Genomic DNA, 17,695 nt, shown 5'->3' with positions numbered 1-17,695 from the left:
GCCATTGTTGGTCGTTAGGGAGATTTTCGTTCTCATGATTCGCCGTTCGTTGCCTGCTGTTTTTGCCCTGTTTTTCGCAACGCCTTTGTTGGCCGCTCCCGCGGGCCAGCAGACGCTGTTCAACTTTGTGCGCCCCGCCGACGTGGTCCAGGTGGCGACTCAGGACGCCAGCCTGCCGCAATCCAATGCAGAACAAACGGCCGAAGGCGAAGTGCTGCGCCGGGTGACGTTCAACCCTGTGGCCGAGCCAGCCCTGCGTTTAACCCCGCAGACCGGCGCCTGGGATTGGTCGCAATCGGGTGTGATGAGCCTGCGGATCCAGAGTGCAATGAACTGGGCCGTGACCCTTTACGTGAAAATCCAGAGCAACGATGGCAAGACGCTGATCAGTCGCGTCGACCTGCCCGCCGGCCCTGCGCAAACGCTGCTGGTGCCATTGGTCGCGACTTCGCCGCTGGGCCTGGGCATGAAGGCCGGCCCGCCGATGCCGATGACCGTCGACGGACAACGCATCCTGCTGGCCAGCAGCGCCGGTGAACTGAATCGCAGCCAGGTGGTATCGGTGACCTTGTCGATGGATCAGCCGAAAGTCGCCCAGAGCATCCTGCTGGAACGCTTTGGCGTTCAGGATGGCGAGGCCGTGACTCAGGCCGTTTATGGCGGTCTGGTGGACGCTTTCGGTCAATCGACCCGGGCCAAATGGCCGGAGAAGGTCAGCAGCGACGAGCAACTGAAAAGCGCCGCCGCCAAGGAACAGCAACAAACCAAAACCTGGCTGGCCGAGCGTGAGAAGTCGTCGCTGGACCAGTTCGGTGGCTGGAACAAAGGCTCGGCGTTCAAGGCCAGCGGCTTTTTCCGCACCGAGAAACGTGACGGTCGCTGGTACCTGGTGACGCCAGAAGGCCATCCGTTCTATTCGCTTGGGGTCAACACCGTCACACCGAACGTCAACCAGACCTACATCGCCGGCCGCGAGTGGATGTTCGAATCGCTGCCAAAGCCCGATGAACCGCTGGCCAGCCACTTTGGCGAAGGGGACAACCGTGGCGGCAATGGCGTTGATCGGGGCCGCGGCTATAACGCCGGTCGCTGGTATGACTTCTATGGCGCCAACCTGCAGCGTTTGTATGGCGCCCCTTGCGCACCGGGCAGCGACACCAAGGCCGGTGTCGCAGAAGCGGCCAAGACCGAAGCGGTTGGGGCGACGATCGAAAAGGCTGCTGAGCAACCCGTCGTTCCTTCCACGGCCGAAGCCGGTGTTGCCGAAGCCGCCAGGACTGGTGCAGCGGAAGCGACCGTCGCGAAAGCGGCTGAGCAGAAACCCGCCGAGCCCTGCACTGCGGTGATTGATGAACAACGCTGGGCCAGCCACGCACTGGATCGCCTGCAAGCCTGGGGTTTCAACACCGTCGGCAACTGGAGCGCCCCGGCGCTGGCCAATGCTGATCGCGTGCCTTACACCTTGCCACTGTCGATCGTCGGCGATTACGCCAGCATCAGCACCGGCACCGACTGGTGGGGCGGCATGCCCGATCCGTTCGACCCGCGTTTTGCCATGGCCACCGAACGTGCCGTGGCCATCGCCGCTCGCGATCACCGCGACGACCCATGGCTGATCGGATACTTCGCCGATAACGAACTGGCCTGGGCCGGTCCCGGCGATGACCCGAAAGCCCGCTACGCGCTGGCCTACGGAACCTTGAAAATGACCACCGACGTGCCGGCCAAACGCGCGTTCCTCAAGCAATTGCGCGACAAATACCGCAATCAGGCGGGCCTGTCCAAAGCCTGGGGCATCGACTTGCCGGCCTGGGAATTGATGGAAGACCCGGGCTTCGTGCCGCCGCTGCCAAGCGCCGAACACCCGGAAATCGAAGCCGACTTCAAATACTTCCAGAAAGTGTTCGCCGACACTTACTTCAAAACCATTTCCGACTCGCTCAAGTGGCACGCGCCGAATCAACTGATGCTGGGCGGTCGCTTTGCCATCAGCACTCCGGAAGCCGTGGAGTCCTGCGCGCAGTATTGCGACGTGTTGAGTTTCAACATGTACACCCAGCGACCGCAGGACGGTTACGACTTCGCCAAACTGCGCAGCCTGGATAAGCCGGTGCTGATCACTGAGTTCAACTTCGGCTCGGCCGATCGGGGCCCGTTTTGGGGCGGCGTAACGCAACTGGCCGGGGAAGAAGACCGTGGTCCGGCCTACGCCAACTTCCTGAAACAGGCGCTGAGCGAGCCGTCGATCGTGGGCGTGCACTGGTTTCAATACCTCGATCAGCCAGTAACCGGTCGCCTGCTGGACGGTGAGAACGGTCACTTTGGCCTGGTGGGCATTACCGATTTGCCGTTCCAGGGTTTCGTCGACAGCGTGCGCAAGAGCAACCTGGCGATCGTAAATCAGCTAGGTAAAGAGGCTGAGAAGGCCAAGGCTGAAGCGGATAAGGCCAGTCACGATGCCGAGGGTGGCAGGAAAGGCGAAGCCGGCAAAGGCACGGGGCAGGGTGCAGGTCATGCGGGTGGGCATTCGGGCAATGGTCATTAAGGCCTGAACCCGCGTCATCGTTCTTCGCGAGCAAGCCCGCTCCCACAGTGGATTTTCGGTGTGATCGAGATCCAATGTGGGAGCGGGCTTGCTCGCGAAGGCGTCCGCAAAGACACCATAAATTTCATATTGATTCAGGGGCAATCGACCGCCCAGCCTGCCCCTGTTCCCAAAACCTTCAATGGCTGGAACAATGCGGGCCACTTTGTAGAGCTTTGTCCAAGGGAGTAGCGGGTGCAGATTCAGGGTCATTACGAACTCAGGTTCGAAGCGGTGCGTGAGGCGTTTGCCGCATTGTTCGACGATCCCCAGGAACGTGGCGCAGCGTTGTGCATCCAGGTCGGTGGCGAAACCGTTGTCGACCTCTGGTCCGGCACCGCTGACAAGGATGGCCTTGAGGCTTGGCACAGCGACACCATCGCCAACCTGTTCTCCTGCACCAAGACCTTCACCGCCGTCACCGCCCTGCAACTGGTCGCTGAAGGCAAGCTGCAACTGGACGCCCCCGTTGCCCGCTACTGGCCCGAATTCGCTGCCGCCGGCAAGGAATCCGTGACCTTGCGCCAGTTACTCTGCCATCAGGCCGGTCTGCCGGCGCTGCGCGAGTTGCTGGCCCCTGAAGCGCTTTACGATTGGCAGGCCATGGTCGATGCTCTGGCCGCCGAGTCGCCGTGGTGGACGCCGGGCACCGCTCATGGTTATGCCGCGATCACCTACGGCTGGCTGGTCGGGGAGTTGCTGCGGCGGGTCGACGGTCGTGGGCCGGGCGAGTCCATCGTGGCCCGCGTCGCCAAACCGTTGGGGCTGGATTTCCATGTCGGTCTGGCGAATGAAGAGTTCCATCGCGTGGCGCACATCGCCCGTGGCAAGGGCAATGTCGGCGATGCCGCTGCCCAGCGCTTGCTGCAAGTGACGATGCGCGAACCGACGGCCATGACCACGAGAGCGTTCACCAACCCGCCGTCGGTCCTCACCAGCACCAACAAACCCGAGTGGCGGCGCATGCAGCAACCGGCGGCCAATGGCCACGGCAATGCCCGCAGCCTGGCCGGTTTCTACGCCGGACTGCTCGACGGCAGCCTGCTGGAAAGCGAGATGCTCGACGAGCTGACCCGCGAACACAGCCTCGGCGAAGACAAGACGTTACTGACCCGGACCCGTTTCGGCCTGGGTTGCATGCTCGATCAACCGGACGTCCCTAACGCCACTTACGGCCTCGGCCCTCGTGCTTTCGGCCACCCGGGCGCCGGCGGTTCCATCGGTTTTGCTGACCCGGAGCACGATGTCGCCTTCGGTTTTGTGACAAATACACTGGGGCCTTACGTCTTGATGGATCCGCGCGCGCAAAAGCTAGCGCGGGTACTGGCCACTTGTCTGTAAAACGCGCTCACGGGTTCCAGGGCCGGAACCCGTAGGCCTTTATGTTTTCCAAGTGTCTGTTTAACCGGGTCATGCCGGCCTGATTTTTTCTGATTTCATATTTGTGGATATCCAATGTCATTTAATAAAACCACCCTCGCTTTGGCCCTGTGTGTCGCTATCACCGGTTGTGCGCAGAATCCACAAAATGATTCAGATGGCGGCAGCTGGTGGCCGTTTGGCTCTTCAGACAAAGTCGCGGCGAAAGAGCCGGCTCCGGCTCCAGCTCCTGTGAAACCTGCGGCTACCGCTCCGGTTACCAAGGCTGAAAGCTCCAGCCCTTGGTACTGGCCGTTCGGTTCTGACGACGTTGCGGACAAGAAACCCGAGGCGAAGCCTGAAGCCAAACCGGTGGAAGTGGCCAAGGCTGAGGCGGACGCGGGTGGCAAATGGTGGTGGCCGTTCGGCGGCAAGGAGCAGAGCACGGCCAAGGTCGTTCCGATGCCCGACCCTAAAGTCACCCAGGCCTGGCTCGACGATTACGAACCGCGCCTGCGTGCGGCGATCAAGGACAGCAATCTGCAACTCGAGCGTCGTGAAAACGTTCTGGTCGTCACCGCGCCGGTGGAAAGCTCATTCAACCCTGACCGTCCAGCCATGCTGCTGCCAGTGACGCTTGGCCCGTTCACTCGCGTAGCGAAAATCCTCGAAGTCGATCCGAAAACGGCCGTGCTGGTACTGGGTCACAGCGATTCTTCGGGCGCTGCACCGGCCAACGTGAAGCTGAGTCAGGAACGAGCACAAGCCGTGGCCGCGATCTTCCGCCTGAGCGGTCTGCAACGTGATCGCCTGATGTTGCGCGGTATGGGCGGCGAAGCCCCGCGTGCAGCCAACGACAGCGTTGAAGGCCGTGCCTTGAACCGTCGCGTTGAACTGCTGGTGACCCCGCAAAACACCATGGTCGCGCTACTGAGCAAGTACAACATGCCAGCCCCGGCGCCGGTGAAAATGGTCGCGGCCCAGGACGTCAAGCCAGTGGTCAAACCGGTTACTCCGGCACCTGCCGCGAAGAAAGCCGCTGTACCTGCCACGAAAAAAGCACCGGCCAAGAAAGCCGCCGCCAAGAAGGCACCGGCCAAAACTGCGACGCCGGCCAAGAAAACCGCGCCGGCCAAAGCCGCAGCAGCTGACAAGAAAGTCGTTGCTACCGATGCTGTGAAAAAGTGATTCGTTAACCAAAAGGAATGCGCCATGACCCAGGGCCTGGCTGATATGCGTCGCGACTACACCCGAGATGGCCTGACCGAGGCACAAGCCCCGGCCGAGCCGTTCGCGCTGTTCCATCAGTGGTTCGCTGACGCGGTGAAAACCGAGCAGTCGCCGGTGGAAGCCAACGCCATGACCCTGGCCACCGTCGACAACGATGGTCGGCCGCATTGCCGCATTCTGCTGCTCAAGGGCCTGGACGACCACGGCTTCACGTTCTTCACCAACTACGACAGTGCCAAAGGTCAGCACCTGGCCGCGAACCCGTTCGCAGCCATGACCTTTTTCTGGCCGGCCCTAGAGCGCCAGGTGCGCATCGAAGGTCGGGTGGTGAAGGTCACGCCTGAAGAGTCCGATGCCTATTTTCAGGTCCGGCCACTGGGCAGCCGTCTCGGCGCCTGGGCTTCACCGCAGAGCCGCGTGATTGCCGATCGCGCCGAACTGGAAGCGCTGCTCAAGAACACCGAGCAACGTTTCAGCGATACACAGCCTCATTGCCCCGAGCACTGGGGCGGTTATCGCCTGCTGCCAGAGCGTATCGAATTCTGGCAAGGCCGTTCGAGCCGTCTGCACGATCGCCTCAACTATCGCTCCCAGGGCGCCGACTGGATTCTTGAACGTCTGGCACCCTGAACAGTCTACCGATCGGGATAGCCTGCTGCAGCGGCCTTCAGCCACTGAGGCAGGTCCCGACGCTTGATCTTCTGCGCTTGAGCGTTCGCCAGCTGCTGGAGCATGAAGACTTTCTTATGCTCGTCGTTAGCAGCCAGGGCTAACGCCAGGTCGCGGTCCATCCAGCGTTTGATCCGTACGTACAACCACCCGTGGAAGTACAGACCGGCGACAGTGGTGACGACAATGATGAAGTAATCCATGACGAGTTCCTGGATCAGCGGCATAGCTTCTGCCATTTGCCGCTACTGTGTGCTGAGTTCGTGGAAGGGCCTGTACCGGGCCTGAATCAAAGCAAATTTATTCGGGCTACGTCGTGACAGGCGTCAAGCTGCGGAGTTTAATGAATGCCTGTCCTTTGGAGTTGATGCTATGCGTAAGTCTGTTCTGCTGGTTGCTTCCTTTTCCACGATGGCGATGTTGCTCACTGGCTGCCAATCGAGCTTGACCGGTGACTCCTACTCCCGTGACGAAGCGCGTCGTGTGCAGACCGTTCGTATGGGTACCATCGAATCCCTGCGTCCGGTAAAAATCGAAGGCACCAAGACTCCGATCGGCGGCCTCGCCGGTGCGGCAGTGGGCGGTGTGGGCGGCAGCGCCATCGGCGGCGGTCGCGGCAGTATCGTGGCGGCGGTCATCGGCGCCGTTGCTGGCGGGCTGATCGGTTCGGCCACTGAAGAAGGCCTGACCCGCGCCCAGGGCGTGGAGATCACTGTTCGCGAAGATGACGGCAGCATGCGTGCCTATGTGCAGCAGGTTCAGGAGAATGAAGTGTTCCGTGTGGGTGAGCGGGTGCGGATTGCTACCGTAGATGGGACGAGCCGCGTTTCGCACTAAGCCGAAGCGGGTGAAAGAAAACCCCGATCAGCGTGAGCTGGTCGGGGTTTTTTTTGAAGGGGAGTCTTGGATCGGGGCCAGATCCGTTTCTGCGGTAACGGCTGCTTATGTACGCATCTCGAATGACGCAAGGAGTTGTCTCTGATGATCAGGTTGGCAGTGCAGCACTCTTGCGACTCGCCACCGCCGTCACCGCATAACCAATCAACGCCGCCAAAATAGACCCGGTCAAAATTCCCATCCGATCCATCCCGGCGTACTCACTGGCGCCCGGCACAAACGCCAGTGAACCGACAAATAAGCTCATGGTGAAGCCGATCCCGCAGAGGATCGCCACGCCCAGCACCTGGCCCCAATTGGCGCCTTGGGGAAGGGTGGCGATGCCGATTTTTACCGCCAACCAGGTCAGGCCGAACACGCCGAGGGTCTTGCCCAGCAGCAGGCCGACCGCGATGCCCATGGGCACGTGATGGGTGAAGCTTTCGACGGTGACGCCACTCAGGGACAGGCCGGCGTTGGCAAAGGCGAACAGCGGCAGGATGCCGTAGGCCACCCACGGATGCAGGGCGTGTTCCAGCGTCAGCAGCGGCGAAGGCTCGGCGTTTTTCGTGCGCAGCGGGATGCAGAAGGCCAGGGTTACGCCGGCCAGTGTCGCGTGGACGCCGCTTTTGAGCACGCACACCCACAGGATCAAACCGATGATCATGTACGGCCCGAGCTTGACCACGCCGAGCCGGTTCATCGCGATCAACGCCACGATGCAGGACGCAGCCAGTGCCAATGACAAAGTCGACAGGGTGCCGGAATAGAACATTGCGATGACGATGATCGCACCGAGGTCGTCGATGATCGCCAGGGTCATCAGGAACAGCTTAAGCGACACTGGCACGCGTTTGCCCAGCAGTGCGAGGACGCCGAGGGCGAAGGCGATGTCGGTGGCCATCGGGATGGCCCAGCCAGCAAGCGCGGCGGGATTATCGCGGTTGAAAAACCAATAAACCAAAGCCGGTACGACCATGCCGCCAATCGCCGCAGCGCCGGGCAGGACGATCTGCGAAGGTTTCGATAGCTGACCGTCGAGGACTTCACGCTTCACTTCCAGCCCTATCAGCAGGAAGAACAGGGCCATCAGGCCGTCGTTGATCCACAGGAGCGCCGGTTTGGCTATTTGCAGTGCACCGATCTGGGCCACAACCGGGGTGTCCAGAAAACTGGTGTAGAGCCACGACAACGATGAGTTGTTAATGATCAGGGCCAGGGCTGCAGCGGCGATCAACAACAGACCGCTGGCAGCTTCCAACTGAAAGAAACGCGTGAAAGTGCTACGCAGAGGCAAGGTCGCTCTCCATCGAATAATCAAAAAGGTGGCACACCCTAACCCGTACCGTTAGTTGTTAAAACAAAAGTTATATTCTTTTTTGTTATATGCCGTTACCGCGCTAAAAGTCGACACGGACCAGAGCCTAGCAGTTGCCGGACGTATTGAAGCTCAGCTGTATCTGTGCGGGATGTCGGATTTTTCCTAAGCTTGAGAACTGAGCCTTGCGACAAGGCCGACTTAACGAGAAATCACCATGAGCGACAATCGACAGTGGGCCCGGGAAGCCATCCGCATCATCGAAGCCGATTTCCAGCGCAGCGCCGACACCCATCTCATCCCGTTACCCCTGCCGGGTTTTCCGGGTATCGAGTTGTATTTCAAGGATGAGTCAAGCCATCCCACCGGCAGCCTGAAACATCGTCTGGCCCGCTCGTTGTTCCTGTATGCGTTGTGTAATGGCTGGCTCAAACCTGGTGCGCCAGTGATCGAAGCGTCCAGCGGTTCGACGGCGATTTCCGAGGCGTACTTTGCCCGTTTGCTGGGATTGCAGTTTATTGCGGTGATGCCGGCGACCACCTCTAAAGAAAAAATCGCGCAGATCGCTTTCTACGGTGGCAAGAGCCATCTGGTGGACGATCCGACGCAGATCTACGCCGAGTCCGAGCGTGTGGCGCGCGAGCACGACGGGCACTTCATCGACCAATTCACCTACGCCGAACGCGCGACGGACTGGCGGGCGAACAATAACATCGCCGAATCGATTTTCCACCAGATGCGCTTCGAGCAGCACCCCGAGCCGAGCTGGCTGATTTCCAGCCCCGGCACCGGCGGCACCACAGCAACCCTCGGGCGTTATGTGCGTTATCGCCAGCATTGCACCCGCGTGCTGTGCGCCGATGCCGAGCGTTCGGTGTTTTTCGATTACTACCTGACCGGCGATGCCAGCCTGCGCCTGGATCACGGTTCGCGGATCGAAGGCATCGGGCGGCCACGGGTCGAGGCGTCGTTTTTGCCGAAGGTGATCGATGCGATGGTCAAGGTGCCGGACGATCTTTCACTGGCGGCCATGCATTACCTGGCGCAGCGTTTGGGACGGCGCGTGGGTGGGTCGAGCGGAACTAACCTGATCGGCGCCTTGATGGCGGCCCAGCAGATGGTGGTGGCGGGGGAATCGGGGTCGATCGTGGCGATTCTGTGCGATGGCGGCGAGCGTTATGAGACCAGTTATTACGATCAGGATTGGCTCAAGGTTCAGGGGTATGAGTTGGGTGGTTTGATGGATGCGGTGGCGGCGAGTGTCGAGCGCGGGGAGCCGTTGCCGGCGACCGTGTTGCGCGCCAATATCTGACTCACCACAGAGCAAATGTGGGAGCGAGCTTGCTCGCGATGACAGATTCAAATTCAACACTTGTGTTGACTGGTCTGCCGCTATCGCGAGCAAGCTCGCTCCCACAGTTTTTTATTTCCAGTGATTGTGTGTCAGGCTTCGAGGCCCAGGATATCGCGAGCCACGGCTTCGGCGATGCGAATCCCGTCCACACCCGCCGACAAAATCCCGCCCGCATAACCCGCGCCTTCACCCGCCGGGAACAAGCCCTTCACGTTCAAGCTCTGCATCGACTCGTTTCGGGTAATCCGCAGCGGCGATGACGTACGTGTTTCGATCCCGGTCAACACCGCGTCATGCAGCGAGTAACCACGAATCTGCTTCTCGAACGCCGGCAACGCTTCACGAATCGCTTCAATGGCGAACGCCGGCAAGGCCAGCGCCAAATCACCCAGGGCAACACCGGGCTTGTAGGATGGTTCAACGCTGCCCAATTCAGTGGAAGGCTTGCCCGCGATGAAGTCGCCAACCAGTTGCGCCGGCGCTTCATAATTGCTGCCACCCAGCACAAAGGCGTGGGATTCCAGGCGTTCCTGCAACTCGATACCGGCCAGCGGGCCGCCCGGATAATCTACTTCCGGAGTGATCCCGACGACGATTCCGGAGTTGGCATTGCGTTCGTTACGCGAGTATTGACTCATGCCGTTGGTGACGACGCGATTCGGCTCGGAGGTCGCCGCCACCACGGTACCGCCCGGGCACATGCAGAAGCTGTAGACCGAACGGCCATTCTTGGCGTGGTGCACCAGCTTGTAATCGGCCGCCCCGAGTTTCGGGTGGCCGGCGTATTTCCCGAGGCGCGCGCGGTCGATCAGCGACTGCGGGTGCTCGATGCGAAAGCCCACCGAGAACGGCTTGGCTTCCATGAACACACCACGGCTGTGAAGCATGCGGAACGTGTCGCGGGCGCTGTGGCCGAGGGCCAGAATCACGTGTTTCGAATGGATCTGTTCGCCGCCGTTGAGCTCGACGCCGACCAGTTGGCCGTCCTCGATCAACACGTCGGTGACGCGCTGCTGGAAGCGAACTTCGCCGCCCATTGCGCGAATCTGCTCACGCATGTTTTCCACCACGCCGGTCAGACGGAACGTACCGATGTGCGGTTTGCTGACGTAGAGGATTTCTTCGGGCGCGCCGGCTTTGACGAATTCATGCAGGACTTTGCGACCGATGAATTTCGGGTCCTTGATCTGGCTGTAGAGCTTGCCGTCGGAGAAGGTCCCCGCGCCGCCTTCACCAAATTGCACGTTGGACTCGGGGTTGAGCACGCTTTTACGCCACAGGCCCCAGGTGTCCTTGGTGCGCTGGCGCACTTCGGTGCCGCGCTCGAGGATGATCGGCTTGAAGCCCATCTGCGCCAGCAACAGCCCGGCGAAAATCCCGCACGGTCCGAAACCGACCACGACCGGGCGTTGCTCGAGATCGGCCGGCGCCTGGCCGACCACTTTGTAGCTGACATCCGGCGCTTCGTTGACGTTACGGTCATTGGCGAACGTGTGCAGCAGCGCGGCCTCATCCCTGGCGGTGAGGTCGATGGTGTAGATGAAGCACAGTTCGGAGGACTTTTTGCGCGCATCGTAGCTGCGCTTGAACAAGGTGAAATCGAGCAGGTCATCACTGGCGATGCCCAGGCGCTGCACGATGGCAGGGCGCAGGTCTTCTTCGGGATGGTCGATCGGCAGCTTGAGTTCAGTGATTCGTAACATGACAGGATCCGGTTCGCGGGGCGCACAACTGCGCCAGGGCGTTTGAAGGCCGCGATTATAAGCCTCAAAGAATAATTCCCGTGAGGCTTAAACGATCAGTCGTCGCGCGATCCGCCGAAATACCCGCAGCCACGCTGGACCTGGCCATTGATGCGCAATTCGGCGCTCATGTGCTGAACGCTGCCGGTGCTGCTATCGACGCAACGTTGCGGCGCGACCCACAGCTCGATGTGCTGGTTGTTGGCTTCGGTGCTGAGGTTGAAGCGGCCATCACCCAGTTGTTCTTCAACATAAGGGACGGCCAGGGGCTGTTGGCCGGCGCGGTCGATGACCAGGCCTTTGCCGCTGACTTTGACGTTCCACTCCGGCCCGTGACCGGCGGCGCGCAGGATCAGCAATTTGAAGTTCGGGTCGTCGCACGCGGTGCCCGAGCGCTCGACGCGGTACAGCTGCGCCAGATCGAGGCGGCTGTCGGTGATCTTTCCGCGCACATCAGCGAACAGCTTGCCCTGAGCATCGGCGAGGGTAGCGGCCTCTTGCAGGACGCTGGTGCCGCCAGTGTCGTTGACCACGTAACTGCGCTGCTCATTGCATGGCTGGAACATCAGCTTGCCATCGGCCGCTGTCAGTTGACCCTGCATTCGGGTCTCGCCCACGTGGGAAGCATTTTCACGCGGGCCATCGAGCAACTGGCAGGCGGCGAACAGCGGAAACAGGGCAACAAGGATTAAGGAACGGGCGACACGCATCTTTGGCTCTCCAGACAAGTGCCGCCACGTTACTTAGCCTGACCGTTCATCACAACCCCGCCGACTTTTGATTTGTCCACGTCGAACAACCTGTAGGAGCGAGCTTGCTCGCGAAAGACTTCAAGGCCCCGCGTTTATCCAGACTGCCCTCTTCATCGTTAACGTCCATCGCGAGCAATCGAGCGTCGACCGGCTGCTCCTACAGGGATTGTGGTGTGTTAGCCGACGTGAAAGGTCTGACCTGTTTGCAGGCCTTCCACGCTTTTGGCGTAGGCCAATGCCACATCGGCTGCCAGAACCGGTTTGTAGCCGCGAAAGTACGGCGCGTATTTGCCCATGGCTTCAAGCAATACCGTGGGGCTCACCGAGTTCACCCGCAAGCCGCGCGGCAGTTCAATCGCGGCGGCGCGCACGAAGCTGTCGAGGGCGCCGTTGACCAGCGCTGCCGAGGCACCACTGCGAATCGGATCGTGGCTGAGCACGCCGGTGGTGAAGGTGAACGAGGCACCATCGTTGGCAAATTCGCGACCGATCAACAGCAGATTGACCTGACCCATCAGCTTGTCTTTCAGGCCCAGGGCGAAACTGTCTTCGGTCATTTCGCCCAGCGGTGCAAAGGTCACGTTGCCGGCGGCGCAGACCAGCGCGTCGAACTTGCCGGTCTGTTCGAACAGTTGGCGAATCGAAGCGCTGTCGCTGATATCCACCTGCAAATCGCCGCTGTTGCGACCGATGCGAATGATCTCGTGACGCTCGGACAATTCCTTGTCGATCGCTGAACCGATGGTGCCGCCTGCGCCAATCAAAAGAACTTTCATGCTGTTGATCCTTGTGTGTTGAAAGTGGCTTCAGTCTAGAGTGGTTTTTTCTGCGGATAAGCGCGCTAATAGGCAACCTTTGGTTTTCAAATGGAAACAATCAATGAGCGAGATGGATGATCTGGCGGCGTTTGCGGTATTGATCGAAGCGGGCAGTTTTACCTTGGCGGCGCAGCAACTGGGTTGCAGCAAAGGGCAGCTGTCCAAGCGCATCAGCCTGCTCGAGACGCGGTTTTCCGTGGTTTTGCTGCAACGCACCACGCGCCGCTTGAGCCTGACAGCGGCGGGGGCGGCGCTGTTGCCGCAAGCCCAGGCCCTGGTGGCGCAAGTGGAAAGGGCGCGTCAGGCATTGGCGCGGTTGAAGGACGACATGGCCGGCCCGGTGCGTATGACGGTTCCGGTATCCCTGGGAGAAACCTTCTTCGATGGCTTGTTGCTGGAGTTTTCCCACAAGTACCCCGATGTGCAGATTGAGCTCGACCTCAGTAACAGCTTCCGTGATCTGTCTCGCGACGGGTTTGATCTGGCGGTTCGTTCAGAGGTCGGTAATGACGAACGTCTGGTCGCCCGACCGCTGCTGGCTTGGCACGAACTGACCTGCGCCAGCCCGGCTTACCTTGAGCAGTACGGCGAGCCGCTGACGCCGCACGACCTCGCGGAGCACCGTTGTTTACTCAACAGTCACTACAGCGGCCGCGAAGAATGGCTGTATCACCAACTACATGAGTTGCTGCGGGTTCGCGTGTCTGGACCGTTCGCCAGTAACCATTACAGCTTGTTGAAGAAAGCGGCACTGGCCAGCGCCGGCGTTGCGCGTCTGCCGTCCTATCTGCTGCAAACGGAGTTGGCTGACGGGCGATTACGCTGGCTCCTGCGCGACTATCAGACGCGTCGCATGCCGATGTACCTGGTGCATCCGTACCAGGGTGGCTTGCCCAAGCGTACGCAGGTGCTGGCGGATTATTTGATTGGCTGGTTCAAGCGCAGTGGGGAGGCGTTGGATCGGCTTTAACGACAATGTCCGACATAACACAAAACCCTGTGGGAGCGAGCTTGCTCGCGATAGCGTTGTGACAGTCAACATTCATTTCGACTGACCCTCCGTCATCGCGAGCAAGCTCGCTCCCACAGTGGGCTTCATCGTTGTTTAGGTTGTGACAGGCACAAAAAAAACGGCCCGAAGGCCGTTTTTGTTTACCGCGAACGCTTAGCCGCCGAGGTACGCTTCGCGCACTTTCGGGTCGGTCAGCAGCGCTTCGCCGGTGCCTTGCATCACCACCCGGCCGTTCTCCAGAACGTACGCGCGGTCAGCGATTTTCAGCGCCTGGTTGGCGTTCTGCTCCACCAGGAACACCGTCACGCCATCCTTGCGCAGCTGTTCGATGATGTCGAAGATCTGCTGGATGATGATCGGTGCCAAGCCCAACGATGGCTCGTCGAGCAGCAGCAGCTTGGGCTTGCTCATCAGCGCACGGCCGATGGCGAGCATCTGCTGTTCGCCGCCGGACATGGTGCCGCCGCGCTGATTGAAGCGCTCCTTCAGGCGTGGGAAAAGCCCCAACACCTTGTCCATCTGTTCCTGATAGTCACCCTTGTTGGTGAAAAAACCGCCCATGGAGAGGTTTTCTTCCACGGTCAGGCGTGCAAACACCCGACGACCTTCTGGCACGACGGCGATGCTCTTGCGCATGATCTGCGACGAGCTTTGGCCGACGAGCTCTTCGCCCATGTAGCGGATGCTGCCGCTGTGGGCTTGCGGCGAACCGCAGAGAGTCATCAGCAGGGTCGACTTGCCCGCGCCGTTGGCACCGATCAGGGTCACAATCTCGCCCTGACGGACTTCGACGTTGACGCTGTGCAGCGCCTGGATCTTGCCGTAGAAGGTGGAAACGTTTTCGAATTGCAGCATTTACGCTTCCCCCAGGTAGGCTTTGATCACTTCAGGATTGTCGCGGATCTGTTCCGGCGTGCCGTCCGCCAGAGGCGTGCCCTGGTTGATCACGACGATGTGGTCGGAAATGCTCATGACCAGTTTCATGTCGTGTTCGATCAGCAGCACGGTGACGTTGTGCTCTTCGCGCAACATGCTGATCAGCGCCTTGAGGTCCTCGGTTTCCTTAGGGTTCAGGCCGGCGGCCGGTTCGTCGAGCATGAGGATCCGCGGACGGGTCATCATGCAGCGGGCGATTTCCAGACGACGTTGCTGACCGTAGGCCAGGGTGCCGGCCGGACGATTGGCGAACGCCGTGAGGTTGACCTTGTCCAGCCAGAACTCGGCGAATTCCATCGCCTCGCGCTCGCTCTTGCGGAACCCCGGTGTCTTGAACAGACCTGCCAGGAAGTTGGTGTTCAGGTGACGGTGTTGCGCGATCAAGAGGTTCTCGACCGCGGTCATGTCTTTGAACAGCCGCACGTTCTGGAAGGTCCGCACCACGCCTTTGAGGGCAATCTTGTGGCCGGGCAGGCCTTCGATAGGCTCACCGTCCAGCAGGATGCTGCCGCCACTCGGCTTGTAGAAGCCGGTCAGGCAGTTGAACACGGTGGTCTTGCCGGCACCGTTGGGGCCGATCAGCGCCACGACCTGTTTTTCCTTCACGGTCAGGGCCACGCCGTTGACCGCCAGCAAGCCGCCAAAGCGCATGCTCAAATTATCGACTTTAAGGATCTCGCGGCTCATTTGCGCAGCTCCATGTGAGGACGTTGCATGGGCAGCAGGCCTTGAGGTCGCCAGATCATCATCAGCACCATCAAGGCGCCGAACATCAACATGCGGTACTCACTGAACTCACGCATCATTTCAGGCAACAGGATCATCACCACGGCCGCGAGGATCACGCCCAGTTGCGAGCCCATGCCACCCAATACGACGATGGCGAGGATGATCGCCGACTCGATAAAGGTGAAGGACTCCGGTGTCACCAGACCCTGACGGGCAGCGAAGAAGCTGCCGGCGAAACCGGCGAAGCTGGCGCCCAGGGTGAAGGCCGACAACTTGATGACCGTAGGATTGAGCCCCAGCGCACGGCAGGCGATTTCATCTTCACGCAACGCTTCCCACGCACGGCCAATCGGCATGCGCAGCAAACGGTTGATCACGAACAGCGCAGCCAGGGCCAGCAACAGTGCAACCAGGTACAGGAAAATCACCTTGTTGATGGAGTTGTAGGCCAGGCCGAAGTATTCGTGGAACGTCTGCATGCCTTCGGCAGCCTTACGCTCGAACGTCAGGCCGAAGAAGGTTGGCTTCTCAATGTTGCTGATGCCGTTCGGGCCGCCCGTGAGGTCGGTCAGGTTACGCAGGAACAGACGGATGATTTCACCGAAGCCCAAGGTCACGATCGCCAGGTAATCACCGCGCAAACGCAGAACCGGGAAGCCGAGCAGGAAGCCGAAGGTGGCCGCCATCAGGCCGGCGATCGGCAGGCAGACCCAGAAGCTCAAACCGTAGTAATGCGACAGCAGCGCATAGCTGTAGGCGCCGACGGCATAAAATCCGACGTAACCAAGGTCGAGCAGGCCGGCCAGGCCAACCACGATGTTCAGGCCGAGGCCTAGCATCACGTAGATCAGCACCAGGGTGGCGATATCCACCGCCCCGCGGGAACCGAAGAACGGCCAGACCAGGGCGCCGACGATCAACGCAATGATGATCCAGCGCTGGGTGGACGGCAGGGTCAGGAAGTGGCTGGTCTTGGCCGGGATCAATGGCATGTTTGGCGAGGAACGCCAGGCCGAGCTGATCTGCTGGTCGAACAGCACGCGCAGGAACATCAGCACCGAGCACACCGCGATGGTGATCAGTGTGGCGTTGCTGGTGCCGTGCACTTCGAGGTGGATGCCGACGATGGTCAGTTTCAGACCGAGTACCGGGTAGGCCACGGCCCACACCAGCAAGGCACTGAACAGTGCCTGTTTAAGATTCCTAGTCATACTTTTTCAACCTCCGGACGGCCCAGGATGCCGGTCGGCCGGAACAACAGAACCAGAACCAACAAGCCGAAAGCCACGACGTCCTTGTACTGGTCGCCGAAGATATCGGCACCAAAGGCTTCCGCCACCCCTAATACCAACCCGCCGAGCATGGCCCCGGGGATGCTGCCGATACCGCCAAGCACCGCTGCGGTGAAGGCCTTGAGTCCGACGAGGAACCCGGCGTTCGGGTTGATCACACCGTATTGCATGCTCAGCAAGACGGCCGCGATGGCTGCCAGTGCGGCACCGATGACGAAGGTCAGGGCGATGATGTTGTTGGTGTTGATGCCCAGCAGGTTGGCCATCTTGATGTCTTCGGCACAGGCGCGGCAGGCACGACCCAGGCGAGAGCGTGAGATGAACAGTGTCAAGCCGAGCATGGCGACCAGGGTCACCACGAACACCACGATTTGCATGTAGGAAATCAGCACTTCATGTGCACCACCTGGCCCGAAGGTGAAGCTGCCGGGGATCAGGTTGGCGATGGATTTGTCCTTGGAGTCTTGCGCCAGCAGAACCGTGTTCTGCAGGAAGATCGACATGCCGATGGCGGAAATCAGCGGGATCAGACGGTTGCTGCCGCGCAAGGGGCGGTAGGCGATCCGTTCGATGCTGTAGCCATAGGCACTGGTCACGACGATAGTCGCGAGGAAAGCGGCGGTGATCAACAGCGGAACGCTGTCGAGCCCCAGCATGGCCAGCCCGGCGATGGCGATGAACGCCACGTAGGAGCCGATCATGTACACCTCGCCGTGGGCGAAGTTGATCATTCCAATGATGCCGTAAACCATCGTATAGCCGATGGCGATCAGGGCATACGTGCTGCCAATGGTCAGACCATTAACGAGCTGTTGGAGGAAGTGATAGATGTCAGGCATTACAGCGCTCCTAAAAACCTGATACGCATTTCACTGGTGGAGTCATTTTCCCGCTCGAGCCCCGTGGATCTGCATCCACTTCGAACGCGAGGTTTGCCAGCGAACCGCTGATGACGGTTTTGAGATTTTCAGGTGGGGAGACTGGCGGATCACGCCAGCGCGGCCCAATACGTTCGTAAAACAAA

Annotated in this window: 16 protein-coding genes; 7 read left to right on the top strand and 9 right to left on the bottom strand. The window is 60.3% G+C overall.

Translation table 11 applies throughout. From position 1 onward, the window contains the following. Positions 1-34 precede the first annotated feature (34 nt). The 4 genes from ACYZT9_RS20885 to pdxH all read left to right on the top strand — a co-directional run bounded on the left by ACYZT9_RS20885 (position 35) and on the right by pdxH (position 5,803). The gene (locus tag ACYZT9_RS20885; RefSeq protein ID WP_462007217.1) at positions 35-2,545 is read left to right on the top strand and encodes a beta-galactosidase; all 2,511 of its coding nucleotides are present in this window, start codon (positions 35-37) and stop codon (positions 2,543-2,545) included. A gap of 234 nt (positions 2,546-2,779) precedes the next feature. After that, positions 2,780-3,925, top strand: a complete 1,146-nt coding sequence (locus tag ACYZT9_RS20880; RefSeq protein ID WP_462007216.1) for a serine hydrolase domain-containing protein — start codon at positions 2,780-2,782, stop codon at positions 3,923-3,925. Between the two features lie 114 nt (positions 3,926-4,039). Beyond that, positions 4,040-5,131: an OmpA family protein gene (locus ACYZT9_RS20875; protein ID WP_462007215.1), complete on the top strand. Its 1,092-nt coding sequence runs from the start codon at positions 4,040-4,042 to the stop codon at positions 5,129-5,131. 24 nt (positions 5,132-5,155) lie between these two features. Beyond that, the gene (pdxH, locus tag ACYZT9_RS20870; protein ID WP_462007214.1) at positions 5,156-5,803 is read left to right on the top strand and encodes a pyridoxamine 5'-phosphate oxidase; all 648 of its coding nucleotides are present in this window, start codon (positions 5,156-5,158) and stop codon (positions 5,801-5,803) included. Positions 5,804-5,808: 5 nt separating this feature from the next. Here pdxH and ACYZT9_RS20865 read toward each other — a convergent pair whose 3' ends face one another. Then, positions 5,809-6,045 carry a hypothetical protein gene (locus ACYZT9_RS20865; RefSeq protein WP_462010265.1) on the bottom strand — a complete coding sequence of 79 codons (237 nt, stop codon included), beginning with the start codon at positions 6,043-6,045 and terminating at the stop codon, positions 5,809-5,811. A 169-nt stretch (positions 6,046-6,214) separates the two neighbouring features. Here ACYZT9_RS20865 and ACYZT9_RS20860 point away from each other — a divergent pair, with 169 nt between their 5' ends. Beyond that, on the top strand, positions 6,215-6,679 hold the full coding sequence (locus tag ACYZT9_RS20860) for an outer membrane lipoprotein (RefSeq protein ID WP_017336812.1): 465 nt from the start codon (positions 6,215-6,217) through the stop codon (positions 6,677-6,679). Between the two features lie 148 nt (positions 6,680-6,827). Here ACYZT9_RS20860 and nhaA read toward each other — a convergent pair whose 3' ends face one another. Next, on the bottom strand, positions 6,828-8,015 hold the full coding sequence (nhaA, locus tag ACYZT9_RS20855) for a Na+/H+ antiporter NhaA (protein ID WP_462007213.1): 1,188 nt from the start codon (positions 8,013-8,015) through the stop codon (positions 6,828-6,830). Between the two features lie 238 nt (positions 8,016-8,253). Between nhaA and ACYZT9_RS20850 the strand changes: the two genes are divergently transcribed. Continuing rightward, positions 8,254-9,348 carry a PLP-dependent cysteine synthase family protein gene (locus ACYZT9_RS20850; RefSeq protein WP_462007212.1) on the top strand — a complete coding sequence of 365 codons (1,095 nt, stop codon included), beginning with the start codon at positions 8,254-8,256 and terminating at the stop codon, positions 9,346-9,348. 131 nt (positions 9,349-9,479) lie between these two features. On the opposite strand, the gene ACYZT9_RS20845 is transcribed toward ACYZT9_RS20850, so the two are convergent. From ACYZT9_RS20845 to ACYZT9_RS20835, 3 genes are all read right to left on the bottom strand, one after another. Beyond that, positions 9,480-11,093 carry an NAD(P)/FAD-dependent oxidoreductase gene (locus ACYZT9_RS20845; RefSeq protein ID WP_462007211.1) on the bottom strand — a complete coding sequence of 538 codons (1,614 nt, stop codon included), beginning with the start codon at positions 11,091-11,093 and terminating at the stop codon, positions 9,480-9,482. A gap of 95 nt (positions 11,094-11,188) precedes the next feature. After that, complete coding sequence (locus ACYZT9_RS20840) at positions 11,189-11,842, bottom strand: COG3650 family protein (RefSeq protein WP_462007210.1); 654 nt, start codon at positions 11,840-11,842, stop codon at positions 11,189-11,191. A gap of 218 nt (positions 11,843-12,060) precedes the next feature. Next, entirely contained in the window at positions 12,061-12,660 is a 600-nt protein-coding gene (locus ACYZT9_RS20835; protein WP_462007209.1) for a short chain dehydrogenase, read from the bottom strand. A gap of 103 nt (positions 12,661-12,763) precedes the next feature. Here ACYZT9_RS20835 and ACYZT9_RS20830 point away from each other — a divergent pair, with 103 nt between their 5' ends. After that, positions 12,764-13,672 (top strand): LysR family transcriptional regulator, encoded by a 909-nt coding sequence (locus ACYZT9_RS20830; RefSeq protein ID WP_462007208.1) that lies wholly within the window; start codon positions 12,764-12,766, stop codon positions 13,670-13,672. Between the two features lie 195 nt (positions 13,673-13,867). Here the strand turns inward: ACYZT9_RS20830 and ACYZT9_RS20825 are convergent, their stop codons facing one another. Genes ACYZT9_RS20825 through livH form a run of 4 tightly spaced genes read right to left on the bottom strand, consistent with a single transcriptional unit; the run spans position 13,868 to position 17,510 of the window. Beyond that, positions 13,868-14,569 carry an ABC transporter ATP-binding protein gene (locus ACYZT9_RS20825; RefSeq protein WP_462007207.1) on the bottom strand — a complete coding sequence of 234 codons (702 nt, stop codon included), beginning with the start codon at positions 14,567-14,569 and terminating at the stop codon, positions 13,868-13,870. Beyond that, positions 14,570-15,337: a high-affinity branched-chain amino acid ABC transporter ATP-binding protein LivG gene (gene livG, locus ACYZT9_RS20820; protein WP_462007206.1), complete on the bottom strand. Its 768-nt coding sequence runs from the start codon at positions 15,335-15,337 to the stop codon at positions 14,570-14,572. Beyond that, a complete protein-coding gene (locus ACYZT9_RS20815) occupies positions 15,334-16,590 on the bottom strand; it encodes a high-affinity branched-chain amino acid ABC transporter permease LivM (RefSeq protein ID WP_462007205.1) in 1,257 nt (418 codons plus the stop codon). Before ACYZT9_RS20815 ends, livG begins: the two co-directional genes overlap by 4 nt. After that, complete coding sequence (livH, locus tag ACYZT9_RS20810) at positions 16,587-17,510, bottom strand: high-affinity branched-chain amino acid ABC transporter permease LivH (protein WP_462007204.1); 924 nt, start codon at positions 17,508-17,510, stop codon at positions 16,587-16,589. Before livH ends, ACYZT9_RS20815 begins: the two co-directional genes overlap by 4 nt. Positions 17,511-17,695: the final 185 nt, after the last annotated feature.

This window comes from Pseudomonas sp. ZT5P21 (assembly GCF_054897785.1).
Note: the sequence above shows the minus strand (reverse complement) of the source record. Positions and strands in the feature narration are given on the sequence as shown.